Source organism: Advenella incenata, assembly GCF_004217095.1.
In the GTDB taxonomy this organism is placed as follows: Bacteria; Pseudomonadota; Gammaproteobacteria; order Burkholderiales; family Burkholderiaceae_B; genus Advenella; species Advenella incenata.
Genome location: NZ_SHKO01000001.1, coordinates 759,396 through 773,168, shown reverse-complemented (window position 1 = coordinate 773,168; position 13,773 = coordinate 759,396). Strand labels below are relative to the sequence as shown.

General features: G+C 57.5%; 16 protein-coding genes. 13 read left to right on the top strand and 3 right to left on the bottom strand.

Annotation, left to right across the window (positions count from 1 at the left end; genetic code table 11):
* Nucleotides 1-195 precede the first annotated feature (195 nt).
* Nucleotides 196-735: an adenine phosphoribosyltransferase gene (locus EV681_RS03550; RefSeq protein WP_207227000.1), complete on the bottom strand. Its 540-nt coding sequence runs from the start codon at nucleotides 733-735 to the stop codon at nucleotides 196-198.
* A gap of 89 nt (nucleotides 736-824) precedes the next feature.
* Complete coding sequence (purT, locus tag EV681_RS03545) at nucleotides 825-2,051, bottom strand: formate-dependent phosphoribosylglycinamide formyltransferase (protein ID WP_128396128.1); 1,227 nt, start codon at nucleotides 2,049-2,051, stop codon at nucleotides 825-827.
* Nucleotides 2,052-2,548: 497 nt separating this feature from the next.
* On the opposite strand from purT, the gene EV681_RS03540 reads away from it, so the two are divergent.
* The 10 genes from EV681_RS03540 (at nucleotide 2,549) to EV681_RS22805 (ending at nucleotide 10,650) form a co-directional block, all read left to right on the top strand.
* Entirely contained in the window at nucleotides 2,549-3,538 is a 990-nt protein-coding gene (locus tag EV681_RS03540) for a KpsF/GutQ family sugar-phosphate isomerase (RefSeq protein WP_128395974.1), read from the top strand.
* 3 nt (nucleotides 3,539-3,541) lie between these two features.
* On the top strand, nucleotides 3,542-4,138 hold the full coding sequence (locus EV681_RS03535) for a KdsC family phosphatase (protein WP_128395973.1): 597 nt from the start codon (nucleotides 3,542-3,544) through the stop codon (nucleotides 4,136-4,138).
* Nucleotides 4,139-4,142: 4 nt separating this feature from the next.
* Complete coding sequence (lptC, locus tag EV681_RS03530) at nucleotides 4,143-4,769, top strand: LPS export ABC transporter periplasmic protein LptC (RefSeq protein WP_128395972.1); 627 nt, start codon at nucleotides 4,143-4,145, stop codon at nucleotides 4,767-4,769.
* The gene (gene lptA / locus EV681_RS03525; RefSeq protein WP_128395971.1) at nucleotides 4,766-5,464 is read left to right on the top strand and encodes a lipopolysaccharide transport periplasmic protein LptA; all 699 of its coding nucleotides are present in this window, start codon (nucleotides 4,766-4,768) and stop codon (nucleotides 5,462-5,464) included. Before lptC ends, lptA begins: the two co-directional genes overlap by 4 nt.
* A gap of 3 nt (nucleotides 5,465-5,467) precedes the next feature.
* Nucleotides 5,468-6,259 (top strand): LPS export ABC transporter ATP-binding protein, encoded by a 792-nt coding sequence (lptB, locus tag EV681_RS03520; protein ID WP_128395970.1) that lies wholly within the window; start codon nucleotides 5,468-5,470, stop codon nucleotides 6,257-6,259.
* Nucleotides 6,260-6,486: 227 nt separating this feature from the next.
* On the top strand, nucleotides 6,487-6,807 hold the full coding sequence (hpf, locus tag EV681_RS03515; RefSeq protein WP_014749390.1) for a ribosome hibernation-promoting factor, HPF/YfiA family: 321 nt from the start codon (nucleotides 6,487-6,489) through the stop codon (nucleotides 6,805-6,807).
* A gap of 103 nt (nucleotides 6,808-6,910) precedes the next feature.
* Nucleotides 6,911-7,369: a PTS sugar transporter subunit IIA gene (locus EV681_RS03510; protein WP_128395969.1), complete on the top strand. Its 459-nt coding sequence runs from the start codon at nucleotides 6,911-6,913 to the stop codon at nucleotides 7,367-7,369.
* A 14-nt stretch (nucleotides 7,370-7,383) separates the two neighbouring features.
* Entirely contained in the window at nucleotides 7,384-8,316 is a 933-nt protein-coding gene (gene hprK, locus EV681_RS03505) for an HPr(Ser) kinase/phosphatase (RefSeq protein WP_128395968.1), read from the top strand.
* 251 nt (nucleotides 8,317-8,567) lie between these two features.
* Nucleotides 8,568-9,434, top strand: coding sequence for an RNase adapter RapZ (rapZ, locus tag EV681_RS03500; RefSeq protein ID WP_128395967.1), 867 nt, complete (start codon nucleotides 8,568-8,570; stop codon nucleotides 9,432-9,434).
* A 1-nt stretch (nucleotide 9,435) separates the two neighbouring features.
* Nucleotides 9,436-10,650, top strand: coding sequence for a septal ring lytic transglycosylase RlpA family protein (locus EV681_RS22805; protein WP_423191190.1), 1,215 nt, complete (start codon nucleotides 9,436-9,438; stop codon nucleotides 10,648-10,650).
* A gap of 141 nt (nucleotides 10,651-10,791) precedes the next feature.
* Here the strand turns inward: EV681_RS22805 and rsmI are convergent, their stop codons facing one another.
* Nucleotides 10,792-11,730 (bottom strand): 16S rRNA (cytidine(1402)-2'-O)-methyltransferase, encoded by a 939-nt coding sequence (gene rsmI, locus EV681_RS03490; RefSeq protein WP_130303286.1) that lies wholly within the window; start codon nucleotides 11,728-11,730, stop codon nucleotides 10,792-10,794.
* A 73-nt stretch (nucleotides 11,731-11,803) separates the two neighbouring features.
* Here rsmI and EV681_RS03485 point away from each other — a divergent pair, with 73 nt between their 5' ends.
* The 3 genes from EV681_RS03485 to EV681_RS03475 all read left to right on the top strand — a co-directional run bounded on the left by EV681_RS03485 (nucleotide 11,804) and on the right by EV681_RS03475 (nucleotide 13,761).
* Complete coding sequence (locus EV681_RS03485; RefSeq protein ID WP_242612123.1) at nucleotides 11,804-12,343, top strand: YraN family protein; 540 nt, start codon at nucleotides 11,804-11,806, stop codon at nucleotides 12,341-12,343.
* Nucleotides 12,344-12,466: 123 nt separating this feature from the next.
* The gene (locus EV681_RS03480) at nucleotides 12,467-13,060 is read left to right on the top strand and encodes a phosphoheptose isomerase (protein WP_130303285.1); all 594 of its coding nucleotides are present in this window, start codon (nucleotides 12,467-12,469) and stop codon (nucleotides 13,058-13,060) included.
* Nucleotides 13,057-13,761: a BON domain-containing protein gene (locus tag EV681_RS03475; RefSeq protein ID WP_128395964.1), complete on the top strand. Its 705-nt coding sequence runs from the start codon at nucleotides 13,057-13,059 to the stop codon at nucleotides 13,759-13,761. Before EV681_RS03480 ends, EV681_RS03475 begins: the two co-directional genes overlap by 4 nt.
* Nucleotides 13,762-13,773: the final 12 nt, after the last annotated feature.

The following is a 13,773-nucleotide window of genomic DNA, read 5'->3' as shown; positions in this document are numbered from 1 at the left end:
GAAGAAACCGACGGTTTCCTCTGATGCCTTCCCCTGGTCAGCGTTACATCAAGCCAGATCCGGACCTGGCATCTTCACTCAAACCCAGCATCTTCACTCAATCCTGATAGCCTGTTATCCCTGCGGGCGCATAGAACGCGGCGCCTGGCTGTCGGCCAGGCTTGCAGCAAGAGCAATTGATGGCCTTGAACGGCCTCAGAACTCACAGACGGTAAAGACTGACGCGCCATTTTCCCGCAATAATTTCGACCCACCCAACTCGGGCAGATCAATAATAGCCGCCGCTTCCACAACATTGGCGCCCAGACGCTGCAACAGTTTGGCTGCCGCCAGCATGGTGCCGCCGGTCGCAATCAGATCATCCACCAGCAGCACGCGCTGGCCGGGACGAACTGCGTCGGTATGCATTTCGACACTGGCATTGCCATATTCCAGAGAGTATTCTTCGGCCAGTGTCTGAAAAGGCAGCTTGCCTTTCTTGCGTACCGGCACAAATCCCAGTTTGAGCTCATAGGCCAGCACACTGCCCACGATAAAGCCGCGCGCATCAATGCCGGCGATCAGATCCAGCCGTTCACGCATATATCGATAAACAAAAATATCGAGCAGGACCCGGAACGTACGCGGGTCTTGTAACACAGGTGTGATATCACGAAATGTAATGCCCGGCTTCGGCCAGTCAGGCACGCTGCGGATGGCGTTGGTCACCATTTGATGCGGGTCAATCATGGTCATGATGTCAGAAACTCCTGTGACGGTGAAAATCAAACAACGACACTATAGCCGATTCACGAACGCCAATACCGGCGATTCGCTTTGTGTCCTTAATCGACGGCCGACACCTTGATGGCCGACGACACCCGCAGTGCTTTTTCACGGGCCAGGTCGGTGGTTTCCGCTGCGGCCAGCGCTACCCCCATGCGTCGACGCACGAAGGACTGCGGCTTGCCAAAAAGCCGTACGTCGGTATCAGGTTCAGCCAGCGCTTCGGCCACGTGACTGAAGCTGACGGCATCTGCATCCACGCCGCCATAAATCACACTACTGGCCCCGGTTGCGCGCAACGCCGTGTTAACCGGCAGTCCGAGCAGCGCCCGCGCGTGCAGTTCGAATTCATTCTGAGTCTGGGTGATCATGGTGACCATCCCGGTATCGTGCGGCCGTGGGCTGACTTCGGAAAACCAGACCTGATCGCCTGCCACAAACAGTTCTACGCCAAAGACGCCTTGCCCCTGCAAGGCGCCGGTAACCGCCAGGGAGATCTCTTTGGCCCGCTGCAGCGCTGCGGCCGACATGGCCTGCGGCTGCCAGCTTTCCACATAGTCTCCGGCTTCCTGGCGATGACCGATGGGCTCACAAAAGTGCGTAACGATCTCACCGCTTTTCGGATCACGGGCCCGCACGGTCAACAAGGTGATTTCATAGTCGAAACGGATAAATCCCTCGACAATGATTCTGCCTTTGCCAACGCGCCCGCCTTCCTGCGAGTACTGCCAGGCGTGCTGCACATCATCGGCGTTGCGAATGAGCGACTGGCCTTTGCCTGAAGAGGACATGACCGGCTTGACGACGCAGGGGTAGCCGATTTGTTCGTCAATGGCCTGCTGCAGTGCCTGCTGGGTATCAACAAAACGATAGGGCGACGTAGGCAGGCCCAGTGTTTCTGCGGCCAGCCTGCGAATACCTTCACGGTCCATGGTCAGTCTTGCGGCCAGTGCCGTCGGCGTGACCCGAACCTGACCCTGCGCTTCCAGCTCGACCAGCAGATCGGTGGCGATGGCCTCGATTTCGGGCACGATCACATGCGGTTGTTCTGCCTCGATAATGCGACGCAGCGCTTCCCTGTCTGTCATGTTCACCACATGGGCGCGATGGGCCACCTGATGGGCCGGCGCATTCTCGTAGCGGTCCACGGCGATCACTTCGACACCCAGGCGCTGCAGGGCGATCACGACCTCTTTGCCCAATTCACCTGAGCCAAGCAGCATGACGCGGGTGGCCGCGCTGGAAAAAGGGGTACTCAAAACAGGAGAAGCAGGATTGGCGGTCATGATGGTAGTGGTGATCAAGAAGATTGTACGGTTGCCATACAGGCCGGCAACGGCAAAAAATACCCTGTTGTTTCTGCTGGCACTTTAAAGCACGCTGAAGGGACGCTATAAATGGACACTATAAACGGACACTAAAGGGGCACTCACGGGATGTTCATGGACACCACAGGCAGGCTGCAGACTACACTGGCCGGGGCAAAACACGCTTGCGCCGGTTCAGCTTCGCAGCAACACCATCACGTGATCGATAACAGGCAAACAGGGTACGGACAGCGTCGATTATAAAACGCCTGCATGACAAAAACAGCGTTGGGCCTGCGACGGCCGATTTCCCCTGTGCGCCGCAGCCTGTATCGGACAAACTGCGCCGGGGTCGGCCGGCTAGCGCTGCGCCGCTCGTCGGGCGCCAGTTCCCGTTGCAACCCGCTGCAATGCGCATTTTGACGCAAGCTTGAAATTTATCCATCTTGCACTCGCGTTGCGATTAAAATCGCCGGATGGTCAATGAAATTGCATTTACTTCTGATGATGCCCTTGCCTCTGCGCACCGTACGCTGCAAACCGAGATAGCCGAGTTGCAGCACCTGGACGCACGCCTGGATGAACGCTTCGCCCAGGCGGTAGCGCTGCTGCTTGCCAACAAGGGACGCGTCGCGGTCACGGGCATCGGCAAATCGGGACATATCGCCCGAAAAATATCGGCCACCTTCGCCTCCACCGGCTCGCCCAGCTATTTTGTACACGCTGCCGAAGCCGCACACGGCGATCTGGGCATGATTACCGGTGACGATATTATTATTGCCGTATCCTATTCCGGGTCATCGCCCGAATTGGCTACCATTTTACCGATAGCACGGCGGCTGGGCTCGAAAATCATCGGCATTTGCGGCAACCGCTATTCCGAACTGGCCAGCCTGTCTGATGTTTTCCTGGACGTTGGCGTCACGCGCGAAGCCTGCCCGCTTAATCTGGCGCCCACCTCCAGCACCACCGTCACGCTCGCATTGGGCGATGCACTGGCCATTGCGTGCCTGGAAGCGCGCGGCTTTGGCACTTCCGATTTTGCCCGCTCGCACCCCGGCGGCGCGCTGGGCCGCCGCCTGCTCACCCACGTGCGCGATGTCATGCGCCAGGGCGAGGAACTGCCCATTGTCGGCCCGGACACCCCCATGCAAAAAGTACTCGAAGAAATGACAGGCAAACGCATGGGCATGACAGTGATTGCCGACGAGGCACGCAAGCCCCTGGGTATCTTCACCGATGGCGATCTGCGCCGTCTGATCATGCAAAAGGGGGACATCCGCCCGGCTACGGCAGGACAGGTCATGACTCCCCATCCACGTACGATCGGCCCCGATGCGCTGGCTGCAGAAGCGGCTGCCGTCATGGAGCAACAAAAACTCTCGACCATGCTGGTGGTCAATCAGGAACAAACGCTGGTCGGCGCCCTGCACATGCACGACCTGATGGATGCAAAAGTAATCTGACGTATGAAACCAATCACTCCCCCCCATCCGGCCGAAGCGCTGGTTCTTTCCAAAATCAGCCAGCCCGTGCGCGAGCTGGCGGCACAAGTCAAGCTCATCGCCTTTGATGTAGACGGCATTCTGACCGACGGCAGCCTGTGGTATGGCGAGCACGGCGAACTGATGAAGCGCTTTTGCGCGCTGGACGGGCACGGCATGAAAATGCTGCATCAGGCAGGCGTGCGCGTGGTCCTGATTACCGGTCGCGAAGGAGAAATCCTTACACGCCGCGCTGCCGACCTGGGACTGTCGGATGTCTTTCAAAATGTGCGCGACAAGGTTGCCGTACTTAGCCAACTAGCCGGCGACATGGGGCTGGGATTCGAAAACGTTGCATTCATGGGCGACGATGTCATCGACCTGCCGGCCATGCAAAAGTGCGGTTTTGCCATCAGCGTACCCAACGCACCCCTGTATGTGCAGCAGACGGCCCATTGGACCACCACGTTGCCGGGCGGCAGCGGCGCCGTACGCGAGTGTACCGACTTGATCCTGGCAGCCCAGGGCACCCTTTCCGGCTTTTTCACGCCGGGCCGGATTACCGGCGACGTCATCCAGTAATGCGATGAAAGAACGTTTCCCCGCCCTTATCGCGCTGTTCATGCTTATCACACTGGTTATCTCAACCTGGTGGGCAGCCGATTACGCGCAGCGGGCAATTGATGTAGACCCGCCAGCACGCAAAACGCAGGAACCCGATTCGTGGTCGGAAAAATTCGTGATGCTCAGCTCCGATGCCAACGGCGTGCCCATCAACCGGCTCGAAGGCTCGCAAATGCAGCACTTCCCTTATAACGACAGTTACCTGGTTACCGACGCCACCGCTACCGGCCAGCGCCCGGACTCGCCCCGTACCGTGGGCACTGCGGCTACGGCCACGCTACTTGATAACGGCAACAAAATTATCATGCAGGGCAACGCCCATCTGCACCGCTTCCCGCATGGCGAAGACAAGGCATTGGACGTCACCAGCGAGCAATTGATCATCTATCCCAATGAAGATATCATAACGACTGACAAACCGGCGCTCGTCATTAACGGCAATTCCCGTATGAACGGCAACGGAATGATGTATAACAACAAAACCAGAAAACTCGACGTGTACTCCTCTTCCGACGTCTCCATCTCAGGGCAGGACAGTCAACGGCGTCGCACCGTCATCCCCAACAAGCAAGGAAACTCCCCGCAATGAATGCGTCCTCTTTCAGAATCACGACACACGCGCTGTGCCTTGGCGTTTGTGCCCTGCTGGCCGGCACCGCGGCGCTGGCCCAGGCGCCTGCCGGCTCCAACACCCCGGCAAACAAAGAAGAGCCCGACACCCAGGTCTTGTCTGATACCCTGAGCTACGATGACGCAAACAAAACCAGCCTTTTTACCGGCAATGTCATTCTCACGCGCGGCCTGATGAAACTGACCGCCGACAAGCTCAGCCTGCGCGAAGATGCGCAGGGCTTCCAGCATGGCGTGGCCACGGTCAGCAAATCACGTTTTGTATTCATCCGCCAGGAACGACCCGAGAACTATGAAGTCGTCGAAGCACGCGGGGATCGCGGCGAGTACGATGGCAAACTGAACACGGTCAAGATGATTGGCCACGCCACGGTGACCCGGTTTGTTTGCGGCAAGCCCTTCGATACGGTCAATGGTGAAGTCGTCACTTTCAACAACCAGAACAATACCTACTCTGCAGCCGGAGGTCCGACCTCAGCGACCCAACCTGGTCGGGTGCGCTCAATTGCACAGCCACGAGCCAAAACAGACCAGGCCGTCGCCGAATGCCGCAAGCTGTATAACAACAAGCCAATGCCCAGCACCATCCAGGCGCCTGCCCAGGATGGCGGTTCGGCCGCAACCGGCAAAGCCGGCAAAGCAACCCAGAATTAATGCATGAATACCTCATCCAGCTCTAGCCTGCAGACCAACACCATTGACAGTCTGGGGCAGCTCAAAGCCATTGGCCTGCAAAAAATATACAATGGCCGCAGCGTTGTCCAGGACGTCTCCATTTCCGTGTCCAGCGGCGAAGTCGTCGGCCTGCTCGGCCCCAATGGCGCCGGCAAAACCACCAGTTTTTACATGATCGTGGGATTGGTGCCGGCCGATTTCGGGCGAATTGAAATTGACGGGCGCGACATTACCGCCCTGCCCATCCACAAGCGCGCCCACCTGGGCCTGTCCTATCTACCCCAGGATGCTTCGGTCTTCCGGCGCCTGAGCGTAGAACACAACATTCAGGCCGTGCTGGAACTGCAGAATGACCCTGATACCGGCAAGACGCTGACGCGCAAGCGGGTCCAGGAACAACTGGAACTGCTGCTCGAAGAGCTGCAAATTACACACATTCGCAAGAACGCTGCCATCTCCCTTTCAGGCGGTGAACGGCGTCGGGTTGAAATTGCCCGGGCGCTGGCCACCAATCCTCGCTTCATTCTGCTGGACGAACCGTTCGCAGGCGTTGACCCGATCGCAGTAATCGAAATTCAGCGCATCGTGCGCTTTCTAAAAAGCCGCAATATCGGGGTCCTCATTACCGATCACAATGTGCGCGAAACCCTGGGCATTTGCGATCGCGCCTACATTATCAGCGCCGGCAAGGTGCTCACTGACGGCGAACCCGCCTCCATTATTACCAACCCGGAAGTGCGCAAGGTCTATCTGGGCGAACACTTTAAAATGTAACTTTGTGCATGCCCCTGCCGCGCCCTGCCACAGGGGCGCAGGCAAGCAGGCCGCGGCTTGCGGGGGGGCTTGTATAAGTCCAAATAAGGTTTAAACTATCCATACAGACTGAAAATTCAGCTTTTCATCAACCTGTCAAAAAAGGAGTTACGCCTCTCTCATCTTTTTGTACTGACGCCTTGTCCTGTATCGGCGTCTGCCTATTCAACTTTCAAAAGGAGCACACTATGAATCTTAATATCAGTGGCCATCATGTGGAAATCACCCCTGCCATTAAAGAATACGTAGTGACCAAATTCGCCAAAGTCCTCAGGCACTTCGATCATGTCATTGATACCCAGGTTATCCTGTCCAGGGAACCACTCAAGCACAGCGCAGAAGTTACGCTACGCGTGCCGGGCAAAGACATCCACTGCGAAGTCACGGACGAAAACCTGTATGCGGCCATTGATTTGCTTTCGGACAAAACCGACAGACAAGTCATCAAATACAAAACGAAAGCGTCAAATCACTCCAATGAATCGGCAAAAAGAATGAGTATCGGGTAGATACGTTGTACTTTTTTCCCGTTTTTCGCCTAAACCCGGCCGGATGGCCGGGTTTTAGCTTACCCTTCTATTTCTTATTGTAAGAACATCCTATAATTGCGGCATGAATCAACTATCCCGTATACTCCCGCCGGAAAATATCCTGCTGGATGTCAACGTCACCAGCAAAAAGCGCGCCTTCGAACAGGCTGCGTTGCTGTTCGAGAACAATCAGGGCATTGCCCGCTCCACGGTTTTCGACAGCCTGTTCTCGCGTGAGCGACTGGGCTCCACTGCCCTGGGTCATGGCGTAGCGGTGCCTCACGGCCGCATCGCCAACCTGAAGCAGGCCGTCGCTGCCGTCATGCGATTGAGCACGGCCATCCCCTTCGACGCCCCAGATGGCCAGCATGTGCAACTGCTGGTCATCCTGCTGGTACCCGAAAGCGCAACCCAGCAGCATCTGGAAATACTGGCCGAACTGGCGCAATTGCTCTCCAGCGCAGAAACACGCAAGCAATTGCTGGGCAGCCCCAATGCAGAAGGCATTCATCAACTGCTGGCCAATTCCGCCGGCAATTAATCGGGGGCGCGCTCATGCTCAGTATTCAGGATCTGGCAGCCGACAATGACGAAACGCTGCGTTTCACCTGGATCGCCGGCAAGGAAGGCCGTACCCGTCATATCCAGGATTCAGCAGCCAATACGTCTGCGGCGGACCTGATCGGGCACCTGAACGTTGTGCACCCTTCGCGAATTCAGGTATTCGGCAAGGAAGAGCTGATTTTTTATAACCGTATTTCTGCCGTTCAGCGTGAAAAAATCCTGATCGAACTGGCCGAAGGCGGTGTTCCGGCCATGATTCTGGCCGAAAGCCTGGACTCTCCCGCCGATCTGGTCAGCTTTTGCTCCCGCAGCAAAATCCCCCTTCTTTCCACCCCGGTGGATGCTGCGCATCTGATTGACGTACTGCGCATTTACCTGAACAAGCGTTTTGCCCCTAAAACCACGGTACATGGCGTTTTTATGGACGTGCTGGGGCTGGGCGTGCTGATTACGGGCGAGTCGGGGCTGGGCAAGAGCGAGCTTGCGCTTGAATTGATTTCTCGCGGACATGGCCTGGTGGCAGACGACGCCGTCGATTTTTCCCGCACCTCGCCCACGCTGATCGAAGGCCAATGCCCCGACCTGCTGCGCAATATGCTCGAGGTGCGCGGACTGGGCCTGCTGGATATCCGCACCATTTTCGGGGAAACCTCGGTGCGCCGCAAAATGCGCCTGAAGCTGATTGTGCATCTGGTGCGTGCCAACAGTGAAAAGTTCGAGCGCCTGCCCATTCAGGACCAGACCCAGGACTTGCTGGGCATCCCTATCCGCCGCGTCATGCTGCAGGTGGCAGCAGGACGCAACCTTGCCGTGCTGGTCGAGGCCGCCGTGCGCAATACCATCCTCAAATTGCGCGGCATTGACACCCTTGGCGAATTCATGGAGCGCCAGGCAGCCGCTATCATGGAAAACAGCAACCTCTGACAGGCCTCCACGGGGTCGAGCCGGCCCGTGCCTGTCGCCGGAGTGCCAACCGGAGCATGTAAACAAAAGAGACGACCCACAGGTTTTACCGACACAAATCCCGGCCAGAGACCGATCTGTTATATGTTGTCACGTGTCTATGGTTAAATAGAGTCAAGAGACATACATTTCGGCCACCAAGACTGTACAAGAACGAACGAAAGGCCATTTTTCCGACCATCCATACGTTTTGTCCAGGATTAATACCCATTATGCTTCATGTTGTACTTATTACCGGCATTTCAGGATCAGGAAAATCCGTTGCTTTGCGTCAGTTGGAAGACCTCGGATACTCCTGTATCGATAACCTGCCCGTCAGCCTGCTGCACGACCTGGTTGCCAACGCCAGGGAAAACCGTCTCAAGTCGGTAGCTGTTGCAATTGATGTCAGAACGCCGGGCGAACTGGCCGGCCTGCCGGGGGTTATTACCGCCCTTCGCAGCATGGGTCTGCCCATGCAAGTTATCTTTCTGGACTCCGATGACGAGACCCTGATTCATCGTTATTCCGAGTCGCGCCGCAAGCACCCGCTGAGCAACCGCATGCGTGAAACCACAGGAATTACGCCGTCTCTGGAGGATTGCATCACACACGAACGCAATCTTTTGGCGCCGTTGCGCGAGCAGGAACACGTGATAGACACCTCGGGTCTGACGCCCGGACAATTGCGCGCATGGGTCAAAGATGTGGTCGATCATGAAGAGCCGGAAGTCCTTTTGACCTTCGAATCCTTCGCCTACAAAAAAGGCGTCCCTAATGACGCAGACCTCGTTTTTGATGTAAGATGCTTGCCTAATCCTCATTACGACAGCAACTTACGCCCGCTTACGGGCCGTGATGAACCCGTGGCGACATGGCTGGCTCAATTTGACAGCGTGCCCGCCTTAATCAACGATATTGCCGCATATATTGAAAAATGGCTCCCATTGTATATGCAGGATACGCGTAGTTATCTCACCGTTGCCATTGGTTGCACCGGTGGTCAGCATCGATCGGTCTACGTGGCCGAAGAACTGGCCAAGCGCTTCAGTTCCTACAAACCCTTACGCGTTAGGCATCGTGCCCAGTTGACACTATGACATGATGAAACGAACAACTTTAATACGCAGCACCTTAACCACACTTGTAACCGGCCTCTTTCTTGCGCCGGTCGTCCATGCCGCCGGGATCGAAATCCGCGAGAACCAGGATTTTTCCGAGCACATGGTTGCGCCGGCCAACGCCGCAGCGCCAGGAGCAAAAGCCCAAAAACCGGCAGCTCCTGTGCAAAAAATGCGCATCACCGCCAACGGGGTCGTACCCGAAGCGGCCGATGATGCGGCGGTACCTGCCAAACCAGCGGTAACAGACAAAAAGTCTGCCAAAGCTGAGGTTGCGGTGGCAACGCCTCCAGCCAAGCCTGATTCACGCTCACAGACAGTCAAGAGCGACGATAGCGATGCTGCCAAGCCTACCCAAGTGGTCAAAACAGGCAATACACTGGCCAGCCGCACAGGCACCCCGGTAAAACCGGCTGCGACCACGGGTGAGCGCCCTAAACAACAGATCAAAGCGGGTTCGCGCCTGACGCAAAAAGACAGCGGTCGTGCCGTCGAAAAACCACTGACTGCCAAGGCTGATGCAGAAAAAACCACAGATGCAGTCAAACAGGCAAACGTTACTGCAGCCCCGGTAACGATAGCGCCCGCCGCTACCGCTGAAAGCGGAAAACCGCAACTGGTTGACGGCCTGACAATGCGCATCACGGAAAATGGCATTATTCCCGAAAGCGAATACGAGATCCAGGTGCCCAAAGATGACGTCAGCCTGGCCGAACGGGACGATACGCAACCGGCAGACGAGGATATTGCCACCAAGGCACGCAAGGCGCTCTCGGGCACCAGCAAGTCCTACCGGGTCAACGGAATTCGTTACAAACCCATGAGCATAGACGAGACCGACAGCTTTTCCCAGGAAGGCATTGCCTCCTGGTACGGTCCGGGCTTCCATGGTCGCAAGACCGCCAATGGCGAGACCTTCAATCAGAACGCAATGACAGCTGCTCACAAGCGCCTGCCCATTTCGTCCTACGTCCGGGTAACGCGTGTCTCCACCGGCAAAAGCATCGTGGTGCGCATCAATGATCGCGGACCATTCGTCGGCAACCGGGTCATTGATTTGTCTTATGGCGCCGCAAAACGCCTGGGTATTGTCAACCGCGGCAGCGACAAGGTGAAGATCGAGCCCATTTCCAAGGCAGCGGCAGCGGGCGAACGCAGCACCGAAACGCAGGTCAAAGCCAAGAAAATGCTGTAATCACGCTCCTCGTCGATATAACGCCGACATAAACACAAAGGCCGTTTCCTTACCGGGAACGGCCTTTGTGTTTTTGCGCTTATCCTGTTTTTGCCGCTTGCTTACAAGGCACCGTGCAGGGCCATCGCAGTCACACAGCACTTAGTCTTGCGCTTCATTGTCCTGCTGCTTTATCTGCAGCGCTTTGGCGTACAGTACGTCCCGCGGCAGACCGCTGAAGGCGGCAAGCAGTCTGGCCGTATCTTTCACCGAATAAGACCGGAGCATGGCGGCCACAATCTGCTCGGCGTCCTGGCCCAGCGCCGCCACCTCTTTTTTTGCTGCCTCATGCACAATCAGGACAAATTCGCCCATCGTCCGCTGACTATCCTGCGCGAACCAGTCGGCAAGCTCCCCTGCCGGTACGGTGGCAATTTGCTCGAACCGCTTGGTCAATTCCCGCGCAACGGTCACCGGACGATCAGCGCCTGCGATTGCAGCAATGTCGGTCGCCGTGCTGCGCACCCGATGCGGCGATTCAAAAAGAATAATGGCCGCCGGCACCGCACACCAGGTCTTCAGCCAAGTCTGCCGCGCCACGGCTTTTTGCGGTGCAAAGCCGGCAAAGACAAAGGCCGGGTTTTCATCGCTGGTGGCACCGCTACCCATCAGGGCGGCAATCACGGCCGAGGGACCGGGAATGACCCGCACCTGGTGCCCGGCAGCGCGCACTTCACTCACAATGCGCCCCCCGGGATCGCTGACCGCTGGCGCACCGGCATCGGAAATCAACGCAACCCGCTGCCCCTGGCCCAGATGGCGCAACAGGGTAGCCGCCGCCTGGGCTTCATTATGCCGGTGCGCGGCCATCATTGGCGTCTCTATGCCCCAGGCATTGAGCAGCACACGGGAAGAACGCGTGTCTTCGGCCGCGATCAGATCGGCCTTCTGCAACGCATATAAGGCGCGCGGCGACAGGTCGGCCAGGTTGCCAATCGGCGTGGCAACCACATACAGGCACCCGGCCGGCCAGTCCTGGTTGGCCAGGTCATGCAGCACACGCTGCCATCGGGCATCAAATTGTCCGCTTTCGCTAGTCATGGACTTCTCTGTGTGAAAAAATCATATTCGGACATTATCCCCGATAGCTATCACACCTCTGTGGATCCATGCCGTGACCGGAAAAAAACCTGTCGAACTCGCCTGCGACAAATCCCAGACACCCGCGACCATGCAAAGCCACCAGCACATCGCATTCATGCTGGCTGCGGCCGCGCAAGTCAAGCAGCGGGCGCGGCGCCGCCGTCGGGCAGCAACAGGCACCAGCGCTTGTCGCAATGCGCATGAGCATCGATTATCACCCACCCAGCAACGCGGCCTGCAGGCCGAAAGCCATGCCATCGCCTGGCTTTGTGAGCATGGCCTGCAATTGCTGGGCACCAATCTGCGCTGCCGGTACGGAGAACTGGATGCGGTTTTTCGCGCCGATGCCCAGACCATGGTCATCGTTGAAATCCGCCATCGCAATAACGCGCGTCATGGGGGCGCGGCCGCCAGTATCACCTACGCCAAGCAGCAGCGACTGCGCAGAACGGCGGCCTGGTTCCTGCCCCAACTGGCTGCAAGCGGGTTTGGCGGTAGAACACCACGCTGCCGCTTCGATGCCGTCTGCATCGAAGGCGATACCCTGAACTGGCTGCCTGCCGTCTTCTGACGATCACAAAACCGTTACAATCGGTTTTGCTGACGCCTCAAACGCGCCTTTTGCAGCCCGTTGCCTGCTTGCATAGCAACAGCTGCCCATGCGGTTTTTTTTAACACGTGCGATAATATCGATATGGACATCTCTTCCCGTATTTCTTTTCATTTCGATGATTCGGCCCGCGTCGTCGCCCAAAGCCACCAGGTGTTGGCCGAACCGCTGGCTGTCGCCATCGATATGCTGGTCAACGCCATCAGCAATAATGGTAAAGTGCTCGCCTGCGGCAATGGCGGCTCGGCTGCCGATGCCCAGCATTTCATCGCCGAACTGGTCGGCCGGTTCGAACGCGACCGCATCCCGTTTGCCGGCATTACGCTGAACGCCGACACCTCTATCCTTACTGCCGTCGGCAATGACTACGGTTTCGACAATATATTTGAACGCCAGGTACAGGCGCTGGGTCAGCCGGGCGACGTGCTGGTCGCCTTCACCACCAGTGGCAATTCGGCCAACGTGATCAAGGCGATCCGCGCCGCCCATGAACGCGAGATGCATGTCATCGCCCTTACCGGCAAGAAAGGCGGCAGTGTGACCGGCCTGCTGACCAATCAGGATGTCCATCTTTGTGTGCCGCATGACCGTACCATGCGTATCCAGGAAGTCCACTCGCTGGCACTTCACGTTCTGTGTGATGGCATTGACGCCATGTTACTTGGAGATTCCGAATGAGTGTATCGCGCCCATTTACCCTGTCCCGCCCTGCCACTGCCCTGGTTGCCATTTCACTGTCGTGCTCGCTGCTGGCCGGTTGCGTACCCCTGATTGTCGGGGCTGCCGCGGGCGGCACCGCCATCGTGGCCGTGGACCGGCGCTCAGCCGGCATGCAACTGGTAGACAAGAACATTGAACGACGCACTCAGAACACCATCAACGAAAGCGTTGGCGAAGCCGGCCGTGTCATTGTTTCATCCTTTAATCAGCGCGTCCTGCTAACCGGTGAAGTGCCCACCGAGGCCGCCAAGCAGTCGGCCGAAACCATGGCGCGCAGCGCCACCGACGTCAAGCGCGTCGACAACCAGCTGACCGTGGGTCCCCGTGCCTCTTTCAGCACTCGCAGCAATGAAACCTGGATTACTTCGCGCGTCAAGGCGGAACTTCTGGCCACCAAACAGGTCCCATCAGGGTCCATCAATGTGATTACCACCCGCGGTGTTGTCTATCTGATGGGCCAGGTCACCGACCTTGAAGGACAGCGTGCAGCCTCGGCTGCTGCCGGCGTCAGCGGCGTAAGCCGGGTTGTTAAGGTATTTGATATTGTTTCGGGCAGCAGCCTGAACGCGACAACCGGCGGCACGGGCGCGCCCGCAACGGTGCCCGGCACCGGAACCGATCCCTCTTCGGGTGCGGTGCAAACTTTCCCTCTGGAATAGAATCGAATATCC